Here is a 23,610-nt window from a genome sequence, read left to right as displayed (position 1 = left end):
AACAGCACGACATGCAACTACCAACCGAGCCGCTGGCGCGTTATCTCGAGACGCAGGTGACGGGGTTCCAGGGGCCGCTGGTGGCGACGAAGTTCAAGGGCGGACAGTCGAACCCGACCTACCTGGTCGAGGCGGCGAGTGGCCAGTACGTACTGCGGCGCAAGCCCTCGGGCAAGCTGCTGCCGTCGGCCCATGCGGTCGACCGCGAGTATCGGGTGCTTCGCGCCCTGCATGGCGGGCCGGTGCCGGTGGCCGAGCCGCAGCACCTGTGCGAAGACACCTCGGTGATCGGCTCGGTCTTCTACCTGATGGCCTACGTGCCCGGCGTGGTGCACTGGGACCCGTCGCTGCCCGGCATGGATCCGGCCGCGCGCAGCGCGCACTACGACGCCATCATCGACACGCTGGCTGCGCTGCATGCCCTGGATCCGGCCGCGATCGGCCTGGGCGACTACGGCAAGCCCGGTAATTATTTCGCCCGCCAGATCCACCGTTGGACCGAGCAATACCGCGCCAGCGAGACCCAATCGATCCCGGACATGGACACGCTCGCCGCCGCCCTGGCCGAACGCTGCCCGGCCGACGATGGCCGCGTGGCGCTGGTGCACGGTGATTTCCGCATCGACAACCTGATGTTCGCGCCCGATGCAGCGCGGGTGCTGGCGGTGGTGGACTGGGAGCTGAGCACCCTGGGCCATCCGCTGGCCGACCTGGGCTATTTCTGCATGGCGCTGCGGCTGCCGCGCAACCCGGCCATCCCCGGCCTGGCCGGCATGGACCGCACGGCGCTGGGCATCCCCGAGGAAAGCGCGCTGCTCGAACGCTACTGCGCGCTCAGCGGCCAGCCGCTGCCGGCGGATTGGCCTTTCGTGCTCGCCTTCAGCTTCTTCCGCCTCGCCGCCATCGCCCAGGGCGTCGCGAAACGCGCGCAACAGGGCAATGCCTCCAGCGACCAGGCCACCCAGGCCGGCCAGATGACCACCCTGCTCGCCGCCCTGGGCGTCTCGGCGCTCGCCGGAGAAGGCGCCTCGCCGCGGTAATCCCGGGTGCCTGTCCCACCGTCGCCGCTGGCTAGGACGGTTGCTGATGCGCCCAGGCGTGGATATGGCGCGTCAGTTCGGCAAGGCCGTCGGTGAGCGCGGCGGGACCGGGCTGGAGGATCAGCGGGGATTCGATTTCGTGCAGCTGGCCGTCGCGCACGGCGGGCACGGCGGCCCAGCCGGACCGTTCGCGGACCTTGCCCGGCTGGAACTTCTTGCCGCACCACGAACCGAAGACGATGTCGGGCGCGCGGGCGATGATCTGATCGTCGTCGGCGAGGATGCGGTGCCTGGCCAGTGACTGTGCGGCCAGCTCGGGGAAGATGTCGTCGCCACCGGCGATGCGCACGAGCTCGGCGACCCAGCGGATGCCGCTGATGCGCGGCTCGTCCCATTCCTCGAAATACACCTTCGGCCGGCGCGGCAGCCTGGCCGAACGCGCCGCCACCTCGTCCAGGCCCGCCTGCAGCCTGTCGGCATAGGCCCGGGCGGCGTCCGCGACACCGACCATCGCACCCAGGCGGCGCACGTAGTCAACGATGCCTTCGACGCTGCGATGGTTGCTGATCCAGACCTCGACACCCTGGCGGATCAGTTCGGCGGCGATGTCGGCCTGGATGTCGGAGAAACCGATGACCAGGTCGGGTTCGAGCTTCAGGATCTCGCCGACCTTGGCGCTGGTGAAGGCGCTGACCTTGGGTTTTTCCTTGCGCGCCCGCGCCGGCCTCACGGTGAACCCGCTGATGCCGACGATCCGGTCCTGTTCGCCCAGGGCGTACAGCACCTCGGTCGGTTCTTCGGTGAGGCAGACGATGCGGCGCGGCCCCTGGCTGGCGCGTGCGGCCGTCACGGATACAGCAACCGCTTGGTCCACGATTCGCCGATGCGTTCGTAATGGTGGCGGTCGTGCAGCCGGTAGCGGGCGCCGTACCAGAACTCGATGCGCTCGGGCACGACCCGGAAGCCCGACCAATGCGGAGGGCGCGGCACGTCGCCGCCTTCGAACTTCTTCTCGAAGGCCGCGACCCGCGCTTCGAAGGTGTCCCGCGATGGCAGGGTCTGCGACTGCAGGGACGCCCAGGCGCCGATCTGGCTGGGACGCGGGCGACTGGCGAAATAGGCGTCGGCTTCGGCCAGGCTGACCGGCTCGACCGTGCCTTCGACCTTCACCTGCACCTGTTCACGCAGGGTCTTCCACAACAGCAGCAGCGCCGCATTCGGGTTGTGCGTCAGTTGCTGGCCCTTGCGGCTGTCGAAGTTGGTGTAGAAGACGAAGCCGCGTTCGTCGAAGGCCTTGAGCAGCACCGTGCGCGCCGAAGGCCGGCCCTGCTCGTCCGCGGTGGCCAGGGTCATGGCCGTGGGTTCGGGGTCGCCCGCTTCCCGGGCCTGCGCCAGCAAATCGGTGAACGTGGCCATGGCTTCGGCCAGCAGCGGATCGGTCGCGGTTTGTTTCGCTTCGGTCATCGTGGGTTCCTCGGGCTTGGCGTATTGTCGCGCCGATGAGCCCCCCATCCCAGCCCGCCGGCGGCCACCATCACGCCGACTTCATTGCCGCCCGCCTGGCCGAGGGCCTTGCGCTTCCCGGCCGCGTGCCGGTGCTGGGCCTTACCGGCCTGCAGGGCACCGGCAAGTCCACGCTGGCCGCCGACATCGCGGCCATGGCCCGGCGGCGCGGCCTGCCGGTGGTGGTGCTGTCGATCGACGACTTCTACCTGGGCCGGCGCGAACGCCAGCGCCTGGCCCGCCAGGTGCATCCCCTGCTCGCCACCCGGGGGCCGCCCGGCAGCCACGACATTGGCCTGCTGCTGGACACCCTGGACGGCTTGCGCGCCGGCCAGCGGGTGGCGCTGCCACGTTTCGACAAGATCGGCGACCGCCGGCTGCCGCCTTCGCGCTGGCCGCGTTCGCCGGCGGGTGCGCGGCTGGTGGTGTTCGAGGGCTGGTTCCACAAGGTACCGCCGGAAGACGAGGCCGCGCTGGCGACGCCCGTCAATGCCCTCGAACGCGACGAGGATCCGCACGGCACATGGCGTCGTTATTGCAACCAGGCGCTTGGCGCGTACGCCCCGGCCTGGGAACGCATCGACCGGTTGACCTGGCTGCGTGGCCCGGGGTTCGAGGTCGTGCCGCAATGGCGCTGGCAGCAGGAATGCACCCTGCAGGCGGCCAACCCCGGGCGGACGGCGATGTCGCGCGCGCAGGTCGAACGTTTCGTGCTGTTTTTCGAACGGACCAGCCGGCAGGCGCTGCGCGCGCTGCCGGCGATCGCCGATCAGGTGATCGGCCTGGACGCGGACCGGCGTCCGCTCAGCTGACCACGAAACTCACGCGCATGTTCACGCGCCACTCGGTGATGCTGCCGTCGTCGCCGGTGACGACCTTGATCTCGTTCACCCAGGCGCCCTTGATGCCTTTGACGGAGCTGGCGACCTTCTTCAGGCCGGCCTGGACGGCATCCTCGACGCTCTTGGTCGAGGACGAGGACACTTCGATGACTTTCGTGACGGTACCCATGGTGCTTCTCCTCAAGATGGTGAGTGAAACGCCCTGATAAGGCCGCGACGACTATACCCCCGGTCCTATTAAGGGCCCGTAACCCGCCCGGTAGTCGGGAAAAGCAGGCGTCCACCCCGTCGCGCGCAGCGCTTCGTTGCGGACGCGGCGCCCTTGCACCGGTCCTTGCGAAGGCGCGGCGACCGGCAACTGCCCGGCCTGTTCGCGCAGCCAGGCCAGGACCTCGGTATCAAGCGCCGGCAGGTTGTCGCTGCCCAGGTACAGCGGTGCCGGCGCCGGCAGCGCCAGCAGGTGCGCCAGCGCGGTGGCGGCGTCCTGGACGTGGATGCGGTTGCCCCAGCGACGGCTGCCGGGCTCGCCGGTGAAGGCCCTTCGCAACAGCGACGTCCGCCCGGGACCGTACAGGCCGGAAAGCCGCAGGCAGGTCGCGCCGCGCCGCCCCTCGAGCAGGCGTTCGGCCTGCCGGAGCACGCGTCCGTTGAAGGCCACCGGGTTGGCAGGCGTCGATTCGTCCACCCATTCACCGCGGTGTTCGCCGTAAACGGCGGTGGAGGAAACGAACACCACCCGTGGCGCATCGCAGGCCGCCAGCAGGCGCGACAGGCCATCGACGTAGAGCGCGCGATAGGCGGTTTCGTCGCGCTGGTCGGGCGCCGCGCAAAACACCAGCGCCGACGGCTGCCGCGGCAACGCCGACAGCCCGGCGCCGGTGGCCAGGTCCGCCTGGATGCCCGTAACGCCATCCGCCAGGCCCTGCGGCGGGCGCCGGCGCAGGGCCAGCACTTCGACGCCATCGCGGGCCAGGCATGCGGCCAGTCGGCCGCCGACGTCGCCGGCGCCGGCCACCACCACCGGACCCTGCCCTGATTCCCCTGCCATCACCGCTCCCTGGCCAGCGACGACACGCGGTCGTCGACGCGCCGGATGCTAGCATCGCGTCCCATGAACCCCGCACCAAACCTCGTGCTCGTCGGCCCCATGGGCGCGGGCAAGACCTCCATCGGAAAGAAGCTGGCCGAGCGCCTCGGCCTCGCGTTCGTGGACTGCGACCACGCGCTCGAGATGCGCACCGGCGCCACGGTGCCGACCATTTTCGAACTCGAAGGCGAGCCGGGGTTCCGCGCCCGCGAGGCGGCACTGATCGCCGACGTGATGCAAGGCCGCGACCAGGTCGTGGCCACCGGCGGCGGCGCCGTGCTCGATCCGGCCAACCGGCAGGCGTTGGCCGGGCGCGGCTTCGTCGTCTACCTGCAGGTGAGCGTGGCGCAACAGCTCGAGCGGCTGGCGCGCGACCGGAGTCGCCCCCTGCTCGCCAGCGGCGACAAGCGCGAAAAACTCGAAGCCTTGGCGGCGCAGCGCGGTCCGGTTTACGCCGCGTTGGCCGACCTGTGTTTCCACGCCGACGGCCTGGCCGTGGCCACCGCCGCCGAAAGACTGCAGGCGCAGCTGGCCAGCCAGTGGCAACGCCCGGAGGCGGCATGATCGAACGTCGCCAGGTTGACGTCGCCCTGGGTGCGCGGCGCTACCGGATCCACATCGGTCGTGGCCTGCTCGACGAAGCCGCGAGGCTGCTCGCCCTGGTGCCCGGCCGGCACGCACTCGTGCTGACCGACGCCAACGTCGCCCCGCACTACCTGGCCAGGGTGCAGGCGGCGTTGGTCGAAAAGCAGGTGCAATCCTGGGTGTTGCCACCCGGGGAGCAGGAAAAGACCCTGGCCCGCTTCGGCGAAGTCATGACCGTGCTCGCCGGCATGGGTGCCAGCCGCGACGTTACCGTGCTGGCCCTGGGCGGCGGCGTGGTCGGCGACCTGGCCGGGTTCGCCGCGGCCTGCTGGATGCGCGGCGTGCGCTTCGTGCAACTGCCCACCACGTTGCTGGCGATGGTGGACAGCGCCGTCGGCGGCAAGACTGCCGTGGACCTGCCGGAAGGAAAAAACCTGGTCGGTGCCTTCCACCAGCCGGCGGCGGTGCTGGCCGACGTCGCGACGCTCGACACCTTGCCCGAACGCGAACTGCGCGCCGGCCTGGCTGAAGTGGTGAAGTATGGCGCCCTGGGCGACGCCGGTTTTTTCGCCTGGCTCGAGGACCGGGCCGAGGCGCTGCTGGCCCGGGAGCCGGAGGTGCTGGCCGAGGCAATCGCACGCTGCTGCGAGCACAAGGCCGGCATCGTGGCCCGGGACGAAACCGAACAGGGCGAACGCATGCTGCTCAACCTGGGCCATACCTTCGGCCACGCCATCGAAACCGAACAGGGTTATGGCGGCCTGCTGCACGGCGAAGCCGTGGCGGTCGGCATGGTGCTGGCGGCGCGGCTGTCATCTGAACTCGGCCGTGCGCCCTGGCCCGATGCCGCTCGCCTGGCGGCCCTGCTCGAGCGCCTGGGTTTGCCCGTAGCGATTCCCGCCGGCCTCGGGCCCCAAGCCTTGCTGGCCCGCATGCGACTGGACAAAAAAGCGGTGTCCGGCGCCCTGCGCCTGGTGCTTTGGCGCGGCATCGGCCAGGCCGAGGTGGTGGACGACGTCGCCGACGAAGCCATCCTGGCCGTCCTGGACGCCTGATCCGCCCCTTTGTCGTGGGAGGGACGTCAGTCCCGAAAAGCTTCGGGACTGACGTCCCTCCCACAGATACAATGGCGGACTTATGCGCCTCTTGCTCCAGCAAAAACCCAGTGCCGGCGAATCGCCGAAATTCGTCCAGCTGATCCTGCAGCAAGACCTGCTGGGGGGCTGGACCCTGTTGCGTGAGTCCGGCCAGTTGGGCGGCAAGACGCAGCTTCGCCGCGAACAGTACCTCGAGCGTGATGCCGCGATCGCGGCCTTCGAAAAAGCCCGCGATGCGCAGGTGCGCAAGGGCTTCCAGGTGATGTTCGCCCAAGGCGCCGACGCGCCGCGATGATTCAGAACCGGACCCCAGACACGTGACCGATAAAAACCCGCCCCTGAAGAACGACCGCTTCCTGCGCGCGCTGCGCCGCGAACCGGTGGACTGCACACCGGTGTGGCTGATGCGCCAGGCCGGCCGCTACCTGCCCGAATACCGCGCCACCCGCCAGCAGGCCGGCAGCTTCATGGGCCTGGCCACCCAGCCCGAGCTGGCCTGCGAAGTCACCCTGCAGCCGCTTCGGCGCTATGCCCTGGATGCGGCGATCCTGTTTTCCGACATCCTCACCGTGCCCGACGCGATGGGCCTGGGCCTGTACTTCGTCGAGGGTGAAGGCCCGAAGTTCAAGGACCCGGTACGCAGCGAAGCCGACATCGCCCGACTGGCGGTGCCGGACATGGCCGGTGAACTGCGCTACGTGATGGACGCCGTCGCGCTGATCCGCCGCGAACTCGACGGTTCGGTGCCGCTGATCGGCTTCTCCGGCAGCCCCTGGACCCTGGCCTGCTATATGGTCGAAGGCGGCGGCAGCAAGGACTTCGCCCGCATCAAGTCGCTGGCCCTGAACAACCCCGCGGCCCTGCACCGGCTGCTGGAAGTCACCACCGAGGCCGTCATTGCCTACCTGGCAGCACAGCATGCGGCCGGCGCCCAGGCGCTGCAGGTCTTCGACACCTGGGGTGGGGTGCTGGCCCCGCACCTGTACCGCGAGTTCTCGCTGCGCTACCTGCAGCGCATCGCCGCGGAACTGCCGCGCGGCGATGGCGCGCAGCGCGCGCCGCTGATCCTGTTCGGCAAGGGCAATGCGCCCTACCTCGAGGAGCTGGCCGCCAGCGGCACCGAAGGCCTGGGCGTGGACTGGACCGTCGGCCTGGGCGAAGCGCGGCGCCGGATCGGCGACAAGGTCGCGCTGCAGGGCAACCTCGACCCGGCGACGCTGTACGCCTCGCCGGAAATCATCCGGGCCGAAGCCGCACGCGCCCTGGACGACTACGCCCAGGCCAACGGCGGTTCGCGCGAGGGCCACGTCTTCAATCTCGGCCACGGCATGTCGCCGGACATGGACCCCGACCACGTCCGCGTGCTGGTCGATGCCGTGCACCAGCACAGCCGCCGCGACTAGTCCGCGGCCGATCGGGCCACCTGCGCCGACAGCGCCTCGGCCAGCATCGCGCCGGTAACGGGCTTGCGCAGGAAACCGTCCATGCCGGCGGCCAGCGCCTGACGCTCGGCGTCGGCGTCCGCGCGAGCCGTCAGCGCCAGCAGCGGCAGCCGCCGGCCCTGCCGGCGCAGCAAGCGCGCCAGTTCGAAACCATCCAGCCCCGGCAAGTCCAGGTCGAGCAGTGCCAGGTCGAAGTCGGCGGCCTCCAGCGCCGCCAGGGCGGCCAGGCCATGCGCGGCGTGTTCGACCGCATGGCCCTGCTGGCGAAGCAGGTCCTGCACCACCGCCGCGACCACCGGGTCGTCCTCGACCAGCAGCACGCGCCGGCCGGGCACCAGCAGCACCGGCGGCGACGCCGTGGCGGCGACCGGCCCCGAGGCCGGCAGCGGCAACGCCACGCGGAAGCAGGCGCCACGTCCGGGTTCGCTGCGCACCGAGATCGAGCCGCCCATCGCGGCCGCCAGTTCCTGGCTGATGGCCAGCCCCAGGCCGCTGCCCCCGTAACGACGACTGCTGGCCTGGCCCGGGCCCTGTTCGAAGCGTCGGAACAGCCGCGCCTGCTGGTCGGCCGCCAGCCCCGGCCCGGTGTCGCGCACCTGGATGAGCACGCCGGCGGGGTCACGGCGACCCACGTGGATGACCAGTTCGCCGCGTTCGCAGAACTTGATGGCGTTGCTGGCGAGGTTGAGCAGGATTTGCCGCACGCGGGTCGCATCTCCGCGAAGGCCAGCGGGCACGTCGCCGTCGCAATGCAGATGGAAGCCCAGGCCCTTGGCTTCGGCCAGCGGTCGCAGCAGCGCGGCCAGTTCGTCGAGCAAGGGCCTGAGCGCGAAGGGCGCGTCGTCGAGCACCAGCTTGCCGGCTTCGATGCGCGCCAGGTCGAGGGTGTCGTTGACCAGGCGCAGCAGGTGGCGGCCCGCGCCCTGGATCGCGTCGACGCGTGCCCGTTGCTCTGGCTCGAGCGCACTGCCCTGCAGCAGTTCGGCCATGCCCAGCACGCCGGTCATGGGGGTGCGGATTTCGTGCCCCAGCGCGGCCAGGAAGCGGGTCTTGGCTTCCGAGTGCTGTTCGGCCAACCGCTGCCGGGCGCGCGCCAGACGCCAGGCCTCGCGCCGCCGCACCCGGGCGCGGTGCGCGAGCGCCAGCACCGACAGTCCGGCCATCAGGCCCAGGCCCGAGCCGGCGAGCGCCATGCGGCTGCCCCACCAGGGCGGGTCCACCAGCACCGTCAGGCTGCGCGGCTCGGACCACGGCCCGACGGCCGTCGCGCCGCTGACCCGCAAGTCGTAGCGACCCGGCGCCAGCGGCGGGAACACCCGCAGGCCATCCGAACCCACCTCGACCCAGCCTGGGTCGTGGCCTGCGAGCCGGTAGCGAAACCGATGCGAGGACGGCTCGGTGAACGACAACAGCCTGGCCTTGAGGCGCAGCGCGTTGTCCTCCGGCCCCAGGCGAAGCAGTGGGGTGTCCGCCGGCAGTGACAGCGTCTGCCCCCGGCGACGCCACTGCACCGAATCGAGCACGAGGACCGGCAAGGACCGGGACGGCGGGCCAAGCCGTCCACCGTCGAACAACTGCCAGCCCGACGCCGCGGCGGCCACGCCGATGCCGTTGTCCGCCAGCCACAGGGGGCCGTCACCCAAGGCCTGGTCCGCCAGGCCCTGGGCCTGGCCGAACCCATCCAGCCTGCCCTGCCCGGCATCGAGCCGCCAAAGGCCCCGCGGCGTCGCCAGCCAGGGTTGGTCGGATGGGCCCAGGGCCAGCCGCAGGCGGTCGACGTCGGGTACGCCGTGCCCGCCCCCGTAGGCCGCCACGTGCACCAGGCGGTTGTCCTGCCAGCGCCAGGCTTCCAGTCGCGCCGGGGCCGCCAGCCACACCACCCCGTCGCCGCCGACGGCCAGGTCGAGCCAGTCGCCCACCGGTGCCCCCGGGATGTCCTCGAAGCCCTGCACGGCCGCCGACCAGCGCTGAAGCTGTCGCCCCTGCCGGCGCCAGGCCTGTCCGTCGGGCCCGGGCCAGATCGGGCCGGCGGCAGCCAGCACCGTCCGCGAACCGGACGCAGCGCGGCGCTCGACCTGCCGGTCGCCGAGCAGCCACAGGACCCCGTCCGAGGTTTCAAACAGGTGCCGCACCGGCCAGGGTGCGTCCGCCCGGACCTGCCGCCGCCAGCCGCCGGCCTCCGGCGCAAGCCGGGACAGGGCCGCTCCCTGCGCCAGCCAGAGGCTGCCGTCGGCGCGCGCCAGCAATGCCCGCACCGGCGCCTCGGGCCAGGCCGGGGTCACCGGCACGGGCTCCAGACGCGCGGTCACCAGGGAAAGTCGCCACAGTCCCCTGGCGTCGGCCAGCCAGGCCGCGCCGTCCGCTGCCGATGCCAGGACGCCGTCTTCCGGCGCGGGGCGCGGCAGATGGTGGAACGACCGCCAGGTAGGCGGCAGGTAAAGCAGGCCCCTGCCTTCGGCACCGGCCCACAACCCGCCTTCGTGATCCTCGAAAAGCGCGCCCACCGGTCCTGGCCAGGCCGGCGCTGGCCAGCCCCCCGCGCCGCGCGCCGGCCTGAGGCTGAGACCGTGGCGACCCGCCAGCCAGCGGTCGCCCGCCTGGTCCGTGAGTTCGCGCGACGTCGTCGGGTCGCGCGGCGGCGTGCGGCCGGCCGGCGCGAATTGCTGGCGCTGCGGGTCAAGCACCCAACGCCCCTTCCCCGCCACGTCCAACTGCACCCGGTCGTCGGCCAGCACCTGCACCGAAAGGATACGGTTGCCGGGCAAACCTCCCGCGCTGCCGACGCCGCGCCGCCAGACCCGGAAACCGCGCCCGTCGAAGCGCGCCAGGCCGTCATCGGTGGCCAGCCACAGATAACCGCCGCGATCCTGGCTGATGCCGTGGATGCCGGCCGAAGGCAGGCCGTCGTCGACGCCGATGACCCGGAACGGCGCCGCCGGCGATGCCCCGGGCAGCACCAGGCCCGCCAGGCAGACCAGCAGCATCAGGGCGCGCCACCTTGCCATGGGGCGCACGCGGGCCACGCTACGTTGCAGTGGCGATGGTGGCTGCATGCCCCCTCCATGCACGAATGCGGCCTAGACTAACCAGCCACCGCAAGCCGGGAGGTCGGAAAACGGATGATTGGCATTCGGAATTCGCTGTTCTGTCTGCTCTTGCTAAGCAGTGCCGCGCCTGCTGTCGCCAAGATCGAGGCCTGGCGCCTGGACCCGGTGCATACCCGGGTCCTGTTCCGGGTCGACCACGCGGGCTTTTCGCAGGCCCTGGGCGTGTTCCCGGACGTCAGCGGCGAACTGCATTTCGACCCCGACGACTGGTCCGGGGCCAGGCTCGATGTCACCGTGCCCCTGGCCAGCCTGCAGATCGGCGACGACAGCTGGCGCGACAAGCTGCTTTCGGGCACCTGGCTCGATGCCGACGCCGCGGCGACGGCACGCTTTCGCTCCACGCGCGTTCAAAGCGCCGGCGACGGCCAGGCCACCGTCATCGGCGAACTCACGCTCAAGGGCCACACCCGCGAAATCAGCCTCGACGTGCGCCTGAACAAACTCGCCCGCAACCCGCTCACCTTCCGCCGCACTGCCGGCTTCAGCGCCACGGCGAGCCTCGACCGCCGGGACTTCGGCATGGCCGAATGGCCCAACGTGGTCGGCCAGCGCGTGCAGCTGGAAATCCAGGCCGAAGCGGTACGCTACACCCCCTCCCCCGACCAGGAGCGCGATGATGCCGATCCGTAATACAACTCAACGCTGGGGCTGGGTCAGCATCGGCATCCACTGGCTGAGCTTGCTGATGGTGCTGTCGCTGGTGGTGGTGGGGTTCGTGATGCAGGAACTGCCCAACTCGCCGACCAAGATCGAGGTCTACGCGCTGCACAAGAGTTTCGGCCTCACCCTGCTGGCGCTCACCGTGCTGCGCCTGCTCTGGCGCCTGTTCGCCGGCACGCCTGCGCCGGTGCCCGGCACGCCGCGCTGGCAGCAGGCTGCGGCGCAGGCCTCGCACGGCGCCCTGTACGTGATCCTGCTGGCGATGCCGCTCAGCGGCTGGCTGTACAACTCGGCCTCGGGCTTCCCGCTCAAGTGGTTCGGGTTGTTCAGCCTGCCCAAGCTCAGCGGCTACGACGCCGACGTGAAGGCCTTCGCGCTGGGCATGCACGAATGGTTGTTCATCGCGCTGGCGGTCGTGGTCAGCGTCCATGCAGCCGCCGCGCTCAAACATCACTACTTCGACCGCGACGCCACCCTGGTGCGCATGCTGCCCGGCCTGCCGCCGCCCGCGGGTCGCGAACGCAATGACTAAGGAATCCCGATGAAGTCCGTGTTCCCCCTGATCACCCTGCTTGCCGCCCTGGCTGCCGCGCCGGCGCTGGCCGCCGACTACACGGCCAGCCAGGACTCGACCCTGGGCTTTCGCGCCACCTACATGGACGATCGCTTCGAGGGCCGCTTCGCCGACTTCACGCCGGCCATCCGCTTCGACCCGGCCGACCTGCCAAGCAGCCGCTTCGACGTGCGCATCGCCCTGTCCTCGGCCAGCACCGACAACCAGGAACGCGACGAGCTGCTGGTCGGCCCGGAGTTCTTCAATGCCGGCGCCCTGCCCGAGGCCCGCTACCAGGCCGACCGATTCACCGCGCTCGGCGGCAGCCGCTTCCGGGCCGATGGCCGGCTCACGCTCAATGGCGTCAGCAAGCCGGTGGCCCTGGAATTCGACTGGACGCCGGGTACGCCGGCGGTGCTGGAGGGACGCGCCAGCCTCGAGCGACTTGCCTTCAAGGTGGGCGAAGGCGACTGGGCCGATACCGACCTGCTGCCCAACAAGGTCGAGGTCTTCACCCGGCTCGAACTCCAGCCCAAACCCTAGGCCAGGAAAGCGCGCAGCCCACCGGCGTCGAAAGGCCAGTCGAGCTCGGCGCCGGTGTCTTCGCGCCGCAGCACCGGGATGCGTTCGCCGTAGCGCGACTGCAGGCCCAGGTCGTCGTCGATCCACAGCGGGTCGAAATCGGGTACGCCGGCGGCGGCCATCACCTCCCAGGCCAGGTCGCACAGGTGGCAGTCGTCGCGCTGGATCAGGGTCAGTTTCATGGCGGGCAGTTCGGGGGCGTACAGTCGCTGCTGCGACAAGGCGCATAGAATAGGCCACTTACCCGCATTGGCTCATACTGGCTCGCCATGGCTGTCAGCGTCTTCGACCTCTTCAAGATCGGCATCGGCCCTTCGTCTTCGCACACGGTGGGTCCGATGCGCGCGGCCGCGCGCTTCACCAGCCACTGGCTGGACGAAAAGGGCGTGCTGGCCGACACCGTGCGCATCCGCGCCGAGGTTTATGGCTCGCTGGCGCTGACCGGCCGCGGCCATGGCACCGACAAGGCCGTGTTGATGGGCCTGGAAGGCCACTGGCCAAACCAGATCGATCCCGACCTCATTCCGCCGGCGCTCGAACGCATCCGGAAGGAAAAAAAGATCCGGTTGCTGGGCAAGCACGAGATCCGCTTCGACGAAAAGCAGGACCTGGTGCTCAACAAGCGCCAGAAGCTGCCCTTCCACACCAACGGCATGCGGTTCACCGCCTTCGACGCCGAGGGCAGGGAACTGGCCTCGCGCGATTACTACTCGGTCGGCGGCGGCTTCGTGGTCAACCACGATGAAGCGGCCGATGACCGCATCGTCGCCGACACCACGACGCTGGCCTACCCCTTCCATTCCGGCGACGAATTGCTGCAGCGCTGCGAAGAGTCCGGATTGGGCATCGCAGCGCTGATGCTCGCCAACGAAACCGCCTGGCGGCCCGAGTCCGAAGTGCTCGATGGCCTGCGCGAGCTGTGGCAGGCCATGAAGGACTGCACCGCCCGCGGCATCCGCGAGAAGGGCACCCTGCCCGGCGGCCTGCACGTGACCCGGCGCGCCCCCAGCCTGCATGCGGAACTGTCGAGCAAGTCCGACGACGAGGTCAGCGACCCGCTGACCGTGCTCGACTGGGTCAACCTGTACGCGCTGGCGGTGAACGAGGAAAACGCCGCCGGTGGCCGTGTCGTCACCGCCCCCACCAACGGGGCGGCCGGCATCATCCCGGCGGTGCTCCACTACTACGAGCGCTTCTGCCCGGGCTCGAACGAGAAAGGCATCTTCGATTTCCTGCTCACCGCCGCCGCCATCGGTATCCTCTACAAGGAAAACGCCTCGATTTCCGGCGCCGAAGTCGGCTGCCAGGGTGAAGTGGGCGTCGCCTGCTCGATGGCCGCCGGAGGCCTGGTGGCAGCCCTGGGCGGCAGCCCGGGCCAGGTCGAAAATGCCGCCGAGATCGGCATGGAGCACAACCTCGGGCTCACCTGCGACCCGATCGGCGGCCTGGTGCAGATCCCTTGCATCGAGCGCAACGCCATGGGCGCCGTGAAGGCCATCAACGCCGCCCGCATGGCCATGCGCGGCGACGGCAAGCACAAGGTGTCACTGGACAAGGTCATCAAGACCATGCGCGACACCGGCCGCGACATGCGCGACAAGTACAAGGAAACCAGCCGCGGCGGCCTGGCGGTCAACGTCATCGAGTGCTGACGGCGTCACCCATTCAGGCATCGAGGCTTGCCCTGCCGCGAACTGAGGCGTAATAGTCGGGGCATGCCCGCCCCGGACCCCGCCGTGCCAACCATGCGCCGCGTCCAGAAGCCGACACTCCTGCTGGGGCTGCTGCTGGCAGGCAGCGCCATGGCGTTGGACCCCGACAAGTCCTTCCACCACTACGTCCGCAACAGCTGGAGCATCGAGGAAGGGCTGCCGCAGATCAGCGCGCTGGCCATCACCCAGGACCGCACCGGCTACCTGTGGGTGGGGACCCAGGCCGGCCTGGCCCGGTTCGACGGCATCCGTTTCCAGTCCTACAACCCGGAAAACACCCCCGGCCTGCGCGGCATCTGGATCCACGACCTGCACGTCGACCCCGCCAACCGGGTCTGGATCGCCACGTACCGCGGCCTGAGCGTCTACGAGGACGGCCGGTTCCGCCAGATCCCGGTCGCCGGCGACGACCCCGGCACTTCGCTGGACACCACCGACATCGAAGCCATGCCCTCGGGCGAGCTGATGGTCAGCGCGCCCGATGGCGTCTATCGCGTCAGCGGTGAATCGCTGGAGCTGGCGCACCCGCTGCCGCGCCCCGCGACCGCCATGCTGGCCCGGGGGGACGACCTGTGGGTCGGGAGCCGTGGTCGCGTGTACCGCATTGCCGACGGCAGCACGCAGCTGCTGCCGCTGCCCGAGGGCGACGACGACACGGTCGTGACCCAGCTTCTCGACGCCCATGGCCGGCTCTGGGCCGCGACCAGCAGCGGCCTGTTCTTTCGCGAACGCGACCAGTGGCTGCGCTATGAAGGCGACCAGCGCCTGGCCAATTCCCCCATCGAGTCGATGTACCAGGACCGCGACGGCAACCTGTGGGTCGGCATGGTCGAAGACCTGGCCCGGCTGCGCGCCGGCCGCGTGGTCGAGGTCGTGAACGGCGACCCGATGGGGTCGGCGGTACGGGCCATGTACGAAGACCGCGAAGGCAACCTGTGGCTGGGCTCCCAGTGGGAGGGCGTCACCCGGGTATGGAACGGCTGGACCCGGCGCTTCAGCGCCTTCGAGGGCCTGTCCGACCGGGTCCTGTGGTCGGTGGCACGGGGCCCGGACGGCGTGCTGTGGGTGGGCACCAACAGCGGTTTGAGCGTGATGCGCGACGGCCGGTTCGAAGAGGTGGTGGCCGGCAGCGACCTGCCCCACCCCAACGCCTACACCCTGCTGCCCGAACGCGACGTGGTGTGGATCGGGACCCGCCGCGGGGTCGCCGTGCTGCGCAACGGCGAAGTGGAAATTCCCGCCGAGCTGGCGCCGATGCGCAGCGCCCAGGTCAACGGCATCCTTCGCGACCAGCGCGGCGCGCTGTGGTTCGCCAGCACCGCCGGCCTGTTCCGGCTCACCCGCGACGGCCTGGTCGGCTTCGGTGCCGCCCAGGGCCTGCGCGATCCGCGCAGCCGCGTGCTGCGCGAAACCCGCGATGGCCGGCTGCTGGTCGGCACCCAGTCGGGGCTGTATGAATTCGAGGACGGCCGGCTGCGACCCGTCGGCATGGACACCGGCCTGCGCAGCGATCTCGACGTCACCGCCATCCACGAACTGCCCGATGGCCGGCTGGTGATCGGCGCGCTGTCGGAAGAAATCTTCATGCTCCAGGACGGCCGCTGGCACGCCTTCGATGCCAGCCACGGCATGCCGGTGAACTCGCCCTTTTTCATCACCCACGACAGCCAGGATTACCTCTGGGTCGCCGGCATCCGCGGCGTGCACCGGGTGCGCCTGCAGGACATGACCGACCTGGCCGCGGGACGGCGCGAAGACGTCCGCGGCGAAATGCTGCTCAACGAACGCGGCGACCGCCGCGGCGGCCAGAAAGGTTATTGCTGCAACGGCGCCGGCAATGCCAAGGGTTTCATCGAGAACAGCGAACTGTGGCTGCCCACCCGAGACGGCGTGGTGGCGATGTCCACCCGCGGCATCGCCAAGAACGCCACCGCCCCGCGCACCGTGGTTGAACGCGTCCAGGTGGCCGGCCAGTGGCGGCCGGCGGATGCCGGCGCCGACTGGCAGCTGGCGCCGAACCAGCGCGACCTCGCCTTCGAGTTCACCGTGCTCAGCTTGCAGGACCCCAAGAGCGTGGAACTACGCTACCGCCTGGTCGGCTACGACGCCGACTGGCGCACGCTTGAGGATCCGACGCGACGCAGCGTCAACTACACCAACCTGCCACCGGGCGCCTACGTATTCGAAGCCCAGGGCTCGAACAATGCCGACACCTGGAGCCAGGCCCCGGCCCAGGTCGGCTTCCGGATCCAGCCGCATTTCCACGAGACGCCGCTGTTCTATTGGCTGCTCGCCGGCTTGGGCGCCAGCCTGGTCTATGCCGGCTACCGGCGCCAACTGGGCAAGCACTCGCGCCAGCGCGAGGCGCTGGAGGCCCTGGTGCACCAGCGCACCGAAGCCCTGGAAGTGGCCAACCACCGGCTCGAAGAAGCCAGCCAGACCGATCCACTGACCGGCCTGCGCAACCGCCGCTACCTGGCCAACCAGATCCCCGCCGACATCGCCTATTACGACCGCGAATCGGTGCGTCGCGGCTCGCTGGACGAAGTGATGGTCTTCGCCCTGATCGACATCGACCACTTCAAGACCGTCAACGACGACCACGGCCACCAGGCCGGCGACCGCGTGCTGCAACAGTTCGCCCAGGTGCTGGCGCAGCTGGTGCGCACCGGCGACTACATCGCCCGCTGGGGCGGCGAGGAGTTCCTGGTCGTGTTCCGGCCGATGCCCAACCGGCACCTGCCGATCCTGGGCGAACGCATCTGCTCTGCCGTCGCCAACCACCGCTTCGACATCGGCGGCAGCGAGCCGCTGCAGATCACCTGTTCTGTCGGCTTCATCGAATGCCCGCTGTTCCGGGACGCCCGCGGCGGCCTGGGCTGGGAACAGATGATCGAGCTCGCCGATCGCGCGCTCTATTACGTGAAAGCGCACGGCCGCAACGGCTGGGCCGCCTTCCGCACCCGCGAAGACACCGATCTGGGCCAGCTGCAGGCGGCCTTGCGTGGCGATCCCGAGTCCCTGCTGGAGGCGGGCCGGCTCGACCTGCTGGCCTCCGACCACCTCAGGCCGCCCGCGCTCGGGCCGCGCCACTAGTTCGGGACGGGCAGCCGGCCTATGCTGCCGGACATGCCCGCCCCGTATCGTCGGATCGCCACCGTGCTGGTCCTGCTGGTGCTCTACGTCGCCGGTGGTGCCTATTCGAGCCTGCTCCGCGGCGGGCCCGATGAAGTGGCGCTGTTCTGGCCGGCGGCCGGCGTCGGCCTCGCCGGCGTGCTGCGTTACGGGCTGCGCATGGCCTGGTTCGTGCCGCTGGGCACGCTGCTGGTGCACCTGCTGTTCGAACCGGTGCCCCGGACCTTCATCCCTTGGTCGATGGCGTCGAACTTCCTGGGCGTGCTCGCCGGCGCCTGGCTGATGCGGCGCCAGCCCATGGACGACCTGCTGACGGTGCGCTTTGGCCTGCATGCCCTGGGCGGCTCGCTCGTGCTGGCCACGGTCAGCGCCTGCATCGGCACCGCCGGCATGCTGCAGGCCGGCATGATCCTCACCGAACAGCTGCCGGCCGCCGCCGGCCGCTGGCTCCTGGGCGACCTGCTCGGCGCGACCAGCATCGCCCCGGCCCTGATGCTGCTGCTGCCGGGTCGCGCCGGCCAACGCCGGCGTTTCCCTGACAGCGACTACGCCTCCGAGTCCGAGCGCCTGGCCTGGAACATCGCCCTGATGGCCAGCTACCTGCTGATGGCCTGGGGTGGCAGCCTGGGTGGCAATTACGCGCTGGGCCTGGTGGCGCTGCCCCTGGGCGTCATGGTCTGGAGCGCGGTGCGGCTGCCGCCGCGATTCACCGCCATCGCCAGCGCCCTGACGATGCTGTTGATCGCCGGGCTCGCTGGGTTCGGCACCGCCGGCTACCCACGCGCCACCGATCCGCTCGACAGCCTCTACCTGCTGGTGTTCCTGGTCGAGGTCGCGGCATTGCCGCTGATGCTGGCCTTCGCGATGCACCAGCAGCGCGTCGCGGCCGGGGTCCTCAAGCATCGCGCGAACATCGACCCGCTGACCGGCATGGAAAACCGCAACGCCTTCGAGGAAGGCATGCGGCCGGTGCTGTCACAGACCTCCACGCTGCCGATGGCGCTGGCCTACCTGGACCTGGACCACCTGAAGCTGATCAACGACACCGCCAGCCACGCCGCCGGCGACCAGCTGATCCGCGGCGTCGCCGGCGTCATCTCGGCCCACCTGCGGCCCGAGGACCGGGTGGCGCGCACCGGTGGCGACGAGTTCGCGCTGCTGCTGCACAACTGCACGCCGATGGTGGCCGAAGACCGCATGCGTGCCGTGCTTCGCGCCATCGAAGGTTACCGCTGCGGGTGGAACGGCCAGATGCTGGGCACCACCGCCAGCGTCGGCATCGTCACCTTCCTGCCCGGCCAGGCCGACTACGCCCAGCTGTTGTCCCAGGCCGACGCCGCCTGCTTCACCGCCAAGGAACAGGGTGGCAACCGGGTCTGCCTGGCCAGCCTCGACGCCGGCGAACTGCTCGACCGCACCGCGGCCATGCGCTGGGTGGTACGCATCCGCGAGGCGCTGGAGAAGAACACGCTGGCCCTGTACTGCCAGTCGATCGTGCCACTGCAGTCGGACGCCGAAACCGGCCGGCACTTCGAGGTGCTGGTGCGCCTGCACGACCCGCGCACGGGCGAACGCCTGGAGCCGGCGCAGTTCATGCCCGCGGCCGAACGCTTCCGTCTGGGCACGCGCATCGACCGCGAAGTGATCTCCCGCACCCTGGGCTGGCTGGAAAGCCATCCGGAGGCGGCGGCGACGGTGGAGTCCTGCTGCATCAACCTCTCCGGCGAGGCGGTGATCGACGAAGGTTTCATCGGCTTCGTCGCCGAGCGCCTGCGCCGCAGCAGCTTCCCGGCGTCGCACCTGTGTTTCGAACTCACCGAGACCAGCGCCGTGCGCGACCTGGCCCGGGCCCAGCGCTTCATCAACCAGCTGCGCGAACTGGGCTGCCGCTTCGCGCTCGACGACTTCGGCACCGGCTTTTGCTCCTTCAACTACCTTCGCGCGCTGGACGTGGACTACTTCAAGATCGACGGCAGCTTCGTGCGCGACATGCACAGCTCGCCCATGGCCGAGGCCGTAGTGCGTTCGATCAACGAAATCGCCCACGTGCTTGACAAGAAATCGATCGCCGAACACACCGAAACCGAGTCGCAGCGACAGGCACTCAAAGCGCTGGGCGTGGATTTCGCCCAGGGTTACGCCTTCGACGCGCCCCGGCCGATGGCCGAATACTTCGGCGTGCAGGAGGAAACCAAACCATGATCCGCGCCCTCGTCCTCGTGGCCGCCGCCGGCCTGGGCCCATCCGCCGCAGCGGCCGAACTGGCCCAGCTGTCCGTGCTCCGCCAGGGCCAGGAAAAGGTCGCCGTGGTGGTCAACCGCAGCGGCGCGCCGGTCGAAGTCGAACTTCGCGCCGATGTCTGGCGTGGCATGGACAGCGAACCCGGCCTGCCCCAGCGTCGCGTCCTGGCCGCCGGCGAGCAGGCCACCCTGGCGCGGATCTGGCCGGTGGCCGAAGGCAGCCAGGTGGAGTTGCGGCTCTCGGCCGTGCCCGGACCCCCGCATGCCGTGGCCCGCGACGTCGTGTACTCGCTGCCGGTGGAAGAGTCGGGTTTCACCCTGGGCCAGGGTTTCCACGGCGGCTACAGCCACGGCGACGAGGCCAACCGCTATGCCATCGACCTGGTCGTCGATGAAGGCACGCCGGTACTGGCGGCGCGCGACGGCGTGGTGGTGGCGGCGATGTCGGGCCATGCCGAAGGGGGCGCCGACCGCGCCCTGGCCGACCGGGCCAACTTCGTGCGGGTCCTGCACCAGGACGGCTCGATGGCGCTGTACGCGCACCTGCAGGAGGGCGGCGTCAACGTGCGCGCGGGCGACCGGGTGCACCTGGGCCAGGTCCTGGGCTACGCCGGCAGCACCGGCTTTTCCAGCGGCCCGCACCTGCACTTTTCGGTGCAGGTCAACGGCGGCATGTGGCTGGTCTCGGTGCCCTTCCGCATGATCGGTCCCGATGGTTTCCTGCCCCTGAAGTAGCCTCTCCACACAGGTTGGCCCCCAAATCTGGCATCCTGTGCGCTCTTCCGACGTCCCCGACCTCGAATGAGCACCCAGACGACCCCCGCCTCCTCCCGCATCAGCCTCGTGCGGCTGATCCTCGCCGTGCTCTTCGTGGTGCTCTCGAGCGCCTACGTCTGGGTCGAATTCGGCCATATCAGCCTGACGCTGGTGGTGGCGGCCGCGTTCGGCGCCTACATGGCGATGAACATCGGCGCCAACGACGTGGCCAACAACGTCGGTCCGGCGGTCGGCGCACGGGCGATGAGCCTGGCGACGGCGATCGCCATCGCCGCGGTCTTCGAGGCCGGCGGCGCCATCATCGCCGGCGGCGAGGTGGTCGGGACGATCAAGGGCGGCATCATCGACCCGGCCAACATCGCCGACCCGGACGCCTTCGTCTGGCTGATGATGTCGGCCCTGCTGGCGGCAGCCCTGTGGCTGAACCTGGCCACGGCCATCGGCGCGCCGGTGTCGACCACCCATTCGATCGTCGGCGGCGTGCTCGGCGGCGGCATCGCCGCGGCCGGCTGGGGCGTCGCCAACTGGGGCACGATGGGCTCGATCGCCGCCAGCTGGGTGGTTTCGCCGCTGATGGGCGGCTTCATCGCCGCCGGCCTGCTGTACCTGATCAAACACAAGATCACCTACCGCACCGACCTGGTCAGCGCCTCTCGCCAGACTGTGCCGGTGCTGCTGGGCCTGATGAGCTGGGCCTTCGTCACCTACCTGTGCGTGAAGGGCCTGGGCAACCTGGTCAAGATCGGCATCCTGCCGGCGCTGGCGATCGGTGCCGCGGCCGGCGCGCTGACCTTCGCCTGGGTCAAGGCACGCATTTCCAAGCGGGCGGCGGAGATGGACAACCACCGCGACTCGGTCAACCAGCTCTTCACCCTGCCGCTGATGGCGGCCGCGGCGCTGCTCAGTTTCGCCCACGGTTCCAACGACGTGGCCAATGCGATCGGACCGCTGGCCGCGATCCACGATGCGCTGATCACCGCAGGCGTGCACGGCAAGGTCGCGGTGCCGCTTTGGGTGATGCTGCTTGGCGCCCTCGGCCTGGCGGTCGGGCTGGCGCTCTACGGGCCCAGGCTCATCCGCACGGTCGGCAATGAAATCACCGAAATCGACCCGATGCGGGCCTACTGCATCGCCATGGCCGCGACGCTGACGGTCATCGTCGCCTCCCAGCTCGGTCTGCCCATCTCCACCACCCATGTCACCATCGGCGCGGTGTTCGGCGTTGGTTTCCTGCGTGAATACCTCAAGGCCAACTACCAGCGCATCATCGCCGAGATCGAAGCGCACCACGCCGCGCACGAAACCGAGCGGCACGAGGTCGAGGCCTTCTTCACCCGTTTCGAGGCCGCTTCGCGCGCCGAGAAGTCGAAGATGATCAAGGCGCTCAAGCGCGAGGTCAAAGCCGGCCTGACGCCGATCTCCAAGCAAGAACGCAAGAGCCTGCGCCGCTACCACAAGCAGGCCCTGGTCAAGCGTTCGATCATGCTCAAGGTGGTCGCCGCCTGGATCATCACCGTGCCGGCTTCGGCGCTGATGGCGGCGGGCATCTTCTTCATGATCCGGGGCGTGGCGGCGGGCTGACCGCAGCCACCATCGGGGCGCAGACGGTGGGAGGGCCCTCGCCTATACTCGGGGCCATGCGCCTACTCGCCCCCCTCGCCCTTGCCCTGCTGCTGGCCGCCTGCGCCAGCGTGCCGGCCCCGCCGCCGCCGCCGGACCCGTCGTCCCTGCCGATGCCGGAGGTGTTCGGCGCCGATTCGGTGCCGGTGCCCGAAGCCTTCCTCAGCCCGGACATGCCCGCGCATGAGATCGACTCGGTCGCCAGCTGGACCACGCCCGAGGGCCACACCTGGCTGATCGCCACGGGCAAGGAAAGCCACCAGCTGGTGGTTTTCGACGGCGACACCGGCGAATACCGACTGGCCTTCGGCAAACGCGGCGACGGCCCGGGCCAGTTCAACCGCCCCAACGGCATCGCCGTGTTCGCCGATCTTGTTTTCGTGGTCGAGCGCGACAACCACCGCGTGCAGGTACTCCGCCTGCCGGACTTCGAGCCGGTGGCGATGATCGGCCAGGACGTGCTGCGCAGCCCGTATGGCCTGTGGCTGGACGAAACCGCGCCGGGCGAGCTGCAGCTGCTGGTGACCGACAGTTTCATGGCCGACTACCGCACCGAAACCCTGCCGCCGATGCACGAGCTGGACCAGCGCGTGAAGCGCTTCGGCCTGCGCCTGCCGCCGATGGGCGGCATGGACGTGCACTACCAGGGCCATTTCGGCGACACCACCGAGGCCGGGGCGCTGCGCATGGTCGAGTCGATCGCCGGCGACCCGGCGCACGACCGCCTGCTGATCGCCGAGGAGGACGTGCGCGTGGGCACCACGCTGCGGGTCTACGACCTGGCCGGCAACTACCGCGGGGTCAACCTGCCGCGTGAACGCTTCCGGGCCCAGGCCGAGGGCGTCGCGCTGTGGGCCTGCCCGGACGGCAGCGGGTACTGGATCACCACCGACCAGGCCCGCGACCTCACCGTCTTCCACATCTTCGACCGCCGCGAGCTGGGCTACCTGGGCAGCTTCACCGGCGAGAAGACGGCGATGACCGACGGCATCTGGCTGCATGCCGCCGCCACCCGGCGCTTTCCCTACGGGGCCCTGTACGCCGCCCACGACGACGCCGGCATCGCCGCCTTCGACTGGCAGGACATCGCCCGGGTCCTGGCCATCGACCGCAGCTGCGACTAGGCGTTTTCCGTCTCTGTGGGAGGGACTTCAGTCCCGAACGGCCGTTCGGGACTGAAGTCCCTCCCACAGAGGGCAGCCGGTATAATTGCCGGCTTATGTCCGATCATCTTGCCCAGACCCGCCGCCGCCGCACGTTCGCGATCATTTCGCATCCCGACGCCGGCAAGACCACCCTGACCGAAAAGCTGCTGCTGTTCGGCGGCGCCATCCAGATGGCGGGCTCGGTCAAGGGCCGCAAGGCCGCCCGCCACGCCACGTCCGACTGGATGGCGCTGGAAAAGGAGCGCGGCATCTCGGTCACCAGCTCGGTGATGCAGTTCCCCTACGAGGGCCGCATCGTCAACCTGCTCGACACCCCCGGCCACGCCGACTTCGGCGAAGACACCTACCGCGTGCTCACCGCCGTGGACAGCGCGCTGATGGTGATCGACGTCGCCAAGGGCGTCGAGGACCGCACCATCAAGCTGATGGAAGTCTGCCGGCTGCGCGACACGCCGATCATGA

The 23,610-nt window shown here is 69.9% G+C and carries 22 protein-coding genes; 16 read left to right on the top strand and 6 right to left on the bottom strand.

The window, feature by feature from the left end; all coding sequences use genetic code 11:
- Positions 1-11 precede the first annotated feature (11 nt).
- Positions 12-1,040 (top strand): phosphotransferase family protein, encoded by a 1,029-nt coding sequence (locus N788_RS05660; protein ID WP_034222225.1) that lies wholly within the window; start codon positions 12-14, stop codon positions 1,038-1,040.
- 31 nt (positions 1,041-1,071) lie between these two features.
- Here N788_RS05660 and N788_RS05655 read toward each other — a convergent pair whose 3' ends face one another.
- Together N788_RS05655 and pdxH are read right to left on the bottom strand one after the other, a co-directional pair.
- Positions 1,072-1,890 carry an ABC transporter substrate-binding protein gene (locus N788_RS05655; RefSeq protein WP_034222223.1) on the bottom strand — a complete coding sequence of 273 codons (819 nt, stop codon included), beginning with the start codon at positions 1,888-1,890 and terminating at the stop codon, positions 1,072-1,074.
- Positions 1,887-2,504: a pyridoxamine 5'-phosphate oxidase gene (gene pdxH, locus N788_RS05650; protein ID WP_034222221.1), complete on the bottom strand. Its 618-nt coding sequence runs from the start codon at positions 2,502-2,504 to the stop codon at positions 1,887-1,889. Before pdxH ends, N788_RS05655 begins: the two co-directional genes overlap by 4 nt.
- A 35-nt stretch (positions 2,505-2,539) precedes the next feature.
- Between pdxH and N788_RS05645 the strand changes: the two genes are divergently transcribed.
- Positions 2,540-3,355, top strand: coding sequence for a kinase (locus N788_RS05645; protein ID WP_051924405.1), 816 nt, complete (start codon positions 2,540-2,542; stop codon positions 3,353-3,355).
- Here the strand turns inward: N788_RS05645 and N788_RS05640 are convergent.
- On the bottom strand, positions 3,348-3,554 hold the full coding sequence (locus N788_RS05640) for a dodecin family protein (RefSeq protein ID WP_034222219.1): 207 nt from the start codon (positions 3,552-3,554) through the stop codon (positions 3,348-3,350). The two genes, N788_RS05645 and N788_RS05640, sit on opposite strands and share 8 nt — an antisense overlap.
- A 51-nt stretch (positions 3,555-3,605) precedes the next feature.
- Positions 3,606-4,433, bottom strand: a complete 828-nt coding sequence (locus N788_RS05635; protein ID WP_034222217.1) for an NAD-dependent epimerase/dehydratase family protein — start codon at positions 4,431-4,433, stop codon at positions 3,606-3,608.
- A 63-nt stretch (positions 4,434-4,496) separates the two neighbouring features.
- Between N788_RS05635 and N788_RS05630 the strand changes: the two genes are divergently transcribed.
- From N788_RS05630 to hemE, 4 genes are all read left to right on the top strand, one after another.
- Positions 4,497-5,036, top strand: coding sequence for a shikimate kinase (locus N788_RS05630; RefSeq protein ID WP_034222215.1), 540 nt, complete (start codon positions 4,497-4,499; stop codon positions 5,034-5,036).
- Positions 5,033-6,112, top strand: coding sequence for a 3-dehydroquinate synthase (aroB, locus tag N788_RS05625; RefSeq protein ID WP_034222213.1), 1,080 nt, complete (start codon positions 5,033-5,035; stop codon positions 6,110-6,112). Before N788_RS05630 ends, aroB begins: the two co-directional genes overlap by 4 nt.
- 82 nt (positions 6,113-6,194) lie before the next feature.
- Positions 6,195-6,449 (top strand): WGR domain-containing protein, encoded by a 255-nt coding sequence (locus N788_RS05620; protein ID WP_034222210.1) that lies wholly within the window; start codon positions 6,195-6,197, stop codon positions 6,447-6,449.
- Between the two features lie 22 nt (positions 6,450-6,471).
- On the top strand, positions 6,472-7,557 hold the full coding sequence (hemE, locus tag N788_RS05615) for a uroporphyrinogen decarboxylase (protein WP_034222208.1): 1,086 nt from the start codon (positions 6,472-6,474) through the stop codon (positions 7,555-7,557).
- On the opposite strand, the gene N788_RS05610 is transcribed toward hemE, so the two are convergent.
- On the bottom strand, positions 7,554-10,601 hold the full coding sequence (locus tag N788_RS05610; RefSeq protein WP_160171910.1) for an ATP-binding protein: 3,048 nt from the start codon (positions 10,599-10,601) through the stop codon (positions 7,554-7,556). The two genes, hemE and N788_RS05610, sit on opposite strands and share 4 nt — an antisense overlap.
- A gap of 114 nt (positions 10,602-10,715) precedes the next feature.
- On the opposite strand from N788_RS05610, the gene N788_RS05605 reads away from it, so the two are divergent.
- The 3 genes from N788_RS05605 to N788_RS05595 are packed head-to-tail and all read left to right on the top strand — an operon-like array spanning position 10,716 to position 12,459.
- Positions 10,716-11,333, top strand: a complete 618-nt coding sequence (locus tag N788_RS05605) for a YceI family protein (RefSeq protein ID WP_051924403.1) — start codon at positions 10,716-10,718, stop codon at positions 11,331-11,333.
- On the top strand, positions 11,320-11,895 hold the full coding sequence (locus N788_RS05600) for a cytochrome b (protein ID WP_051924408.1): 576 nt from the start codon (positions 11,320-11,322) through the stop codon (positions 11,893-11,895). The genes N788_RS05605 and N788_RS05600 overlap by 14 nt, the downstream gene beginning before the upstream one ends.
- Before the next feature lie 9 nt (positions 11,896-11,904).
- Complete coding sequence (locus tag N788_RS05595; RefSeq protein ID WP_034222202.1) at positions 11,905-12,459, top strand: YceI family protein; 555 nt, start codon at positions 11,905-11,907, stop codon at positions 12,457-12,459.
- On the opposite strand, the gene N788_RS05590 is transcribed toward N788_RS05595, so the two are convergent.
- Positions 12,456-12,680: a glutaredoxin family protein gene (locus tag N788_RS05590; RefSeq protein ID WP_034222255.1), complete on the bottom strand. Its 225-nt coding sequence runs from the start codon at positions 12,678-12,680 to the stop codon at positions 12,456-12,458. The two genes, N788_RS05595 and N788_RS05590, sit on opposite strands and share 4 nt — an antisense overlap.
- Positions 12,681-12,767: 87 nt before the next feature.
- On the opposite strand from N788_RS05590, the gene N788_RS05585 reads away from it, so the two are divergent.
- From N788_RS05585 to N788_RS05555, 7 genes are all read left to right on the top strand, one after another.
- On the top strand, positions 12,768-14,150 hold the full coding sequence (locus tag N788_RS05585) for an L-serine ammonia-lyase (RefSeq protein WP_034222198.1): 1,383 nt from the start codon (positions 12,768-12,770) through the stop codon (positions 14,148-14,150).
- Between the two features lie 63 nt (positions 14,151-14,213).
- Positions 14,214-17,306 (top strand): ligand-binding sensor domain-containing diguanylate cyclase, encoded by a 3,093-nt coding sequence (locus N788_RS05580; RefSeq protein WP_152560390.1) that lies wholly within the window; start codon positions 14,214-14,216, stop codon positions 17,304-17,306.
- Between the two features lie 33 nt (positions 17,307-17,339).
- Positions 17,340-19,547, top strand: coding sequence for a putative bifunctional diguanylate cyclase/phosphodiesterase (locus N788_RS13835; RefSeq protein WP_051924401.1), 2,208 nt, complete (start codon positions 17,340-17,342; stop codon positions 19,545-19,547).
- Entirely contained in the window at positions 19,544-20,320 is a 777-nt protein-coding gene (locus tag N788_RS05570) for a M23 family metallopeptidase (protein ID WP_034222195.1), read from the top strand. Before N788_RS13835 ends, N788_RS05570 begins: the two co-directional genes overlap by 4 nt.
- A 66-nt stretch (positions 20,321-20,386) precedes the next feature.
- Entirely contained in the window at positions 20,387-21,943 is a 1,557-nt protein-coding gene (locus tag N788_RS05565; protein ID WP_034222191.1) for an inorganic phosphate transporter, read from the top strand.
- A 56-nt stretch (positions 21,944-21,999) separates the two neighbouring features.
- Positions 22,000-23,106, top strand: a complete 1,107-nt coding sequence (locus N788_RS05560; protein ID WP_034222188.1) for a phytase — start codon at positions 22,000-22,002, stop codon at positions 23,104-23,106.
- Between the two features lie 95 nt (positions 23,107-23,201).
- Positions 23,202-23,610 (top strand): GTP-binding protein (locus N788_RS05555; protein ID WP_034222185.1); only part of this gene is annotated, 409 nt, incomplete at its 3' end.

The organism is Arenimonas donghaensis DSM 18148 = HO3-R19 (genome assembly GCF_000743535.1).
GTDB classification, from domain to species: domain Bacteria; phylum Pseudomonadota; class Gammaproteobacteria; order Xanthomonadales; family Xanthomonadaceae; genus Arenimonas; species Arenimonas donghaensis.
The sequence above is the reverse complement of the archived record's forward strand: the minus strand, read 5'-3'. Positions and strand labels throughout refer to the sequence as shown.

Excerpts from the sequence above, each read along its gene's own strand:
- N788_RS05660 (WP_034222225.1), top strand. The coding sequence starts at position 12 with ATGCAACTACCAACCGAGCCGCTGGCGCGTTATCTCGAGACGCAGGTG.
- pdxH (WP_034222221.1), bottom strand. The coding sequence starts at position 2,504 with ATGACCGAAGCGAAACAAACCGCGACCGATCCGCTGCTGGCCGAAGCC.
- N788_RS05645 (WP_051924405.1), top strand. The coding sequence starts at position 2,540 with ATGAGCCCCCCATCCCAGCCCGCCGGCGGCCACCATCACGCCGACTTC.
- N788_RS05640 (WP_034222219.1), bottom strand. The coding sequence starts at position 3,554 with ATGGGTACCGTCACGAAAGTCATCGAAGTGTCCTCGTCCTCGACCAAG.
- N788_RS05635 (WP_034222217.1), bottom strand. The coding sequence starts at position 4,433 with ATGGCAGGGGAATCAGGGCAGGGTCCGGTGGTGGTGGCCGGCGCCGGC.
- N788_RS05630 (WP_034222215.1), top strand. The coding sequence starts at position 4,497 with ATGAACCCCGCACCAAACCTCGTGCTCGTCGGCCCCATGGGCGCGGGC.
- aroB (WP_034222213.1), top strand. The coding sequence starts at position 5,033 with ATGATCGAACGTCGCCAGGTTGACGTCGCCCTGGGTGCGCGGCGCTAC.
- N788_RS05620 (WP_034222210.1), top strand. The coding sequence starts at position 6,195 with ATGCGCCTCTTGCTCCAGCAAAAACCCAGTGCCGGCGAATCGCCGAAA.
- N788_RS05610 (WP_160171910.1), bottom strand. The coding sequence starts at position 10,601 with ATGGCAAGGTGGCGCGCCCTGATGCTGCTGGTCTGCCTGGCGGGCCTG.
- N788_RS05605 (WP_051924403.1), top strand. The coding sequence starts at position 10,716 with ATGATTGGCATTCGGAATTCGCTGTTCTGTCTGCTCTTGCTAAGCAGT.
- N788_RS05600 (WP_051924408.1), top strand. The coding sequence starts at position 11,320 with ATGCCGATCCGTAATACAACTCAACGCTGGGGCTGGGTCAGCATCGGC.
- N788_RS05595 (WP_034222202.1), top strand. The coding sequence starts at position 11,905 with ATGAAGTCCGTGTTCCCCCTGATCACCCTGCTTGCCGCCCTGGCTGCC.
- N788_RS05590 (WP_034222255.1), bottom strand. The coding sequence starts at position 12,680 with ATGAAACTGACCCTGATCCAGCGCGACGACTGCCACCTGTGCGACCTG.
- N788_RS05585 (WP_034222198.1), top strand. The coding sequence starts at position 12,768 with ATGGCTGTCAGCGTCTTCGACCTCTTCAAGATCGGCATCGGCCCTTCG.
- N788_RS05580 (WP_152560390.1), top strand. The coding sequence starts at position 14,214 with ATGCCCGCCCCGGACCCCGCCGTGCCAACCATGCGCCGCGTCCAGAAG.
- N788_RS13835 (WP_051924401.1), top strand. The coding sequence starts at position 17,340 with ATGCCCGCCCCGTATCGTCGGATCGCCACCGTGCTGGTCCTGCTGGTG.
- N788_RS05570 (WP_034222195.1), top strand. The coding sequence starts at position 19,544 with ATGATCCGCGCCCTCGTCCTCGTGGCCGCCGCCGGCCTGGGCCCATCC.
- N788_RS05565 (WP_034222191.1), top strand. The coding sequence starts at position 20,387 with ATGAGCACCCAGACGACCCCCGCCTCCTCCCGCATCAGCCTCGTGCGG.
- N788_RS05560 (WP_034222188.1), top strand. The coding sequence starts at position 22,000 with ATGCGCCTACTCGCCCCCCTCGCCCTTGCCCTGCTGCTGGCCGCCTGC.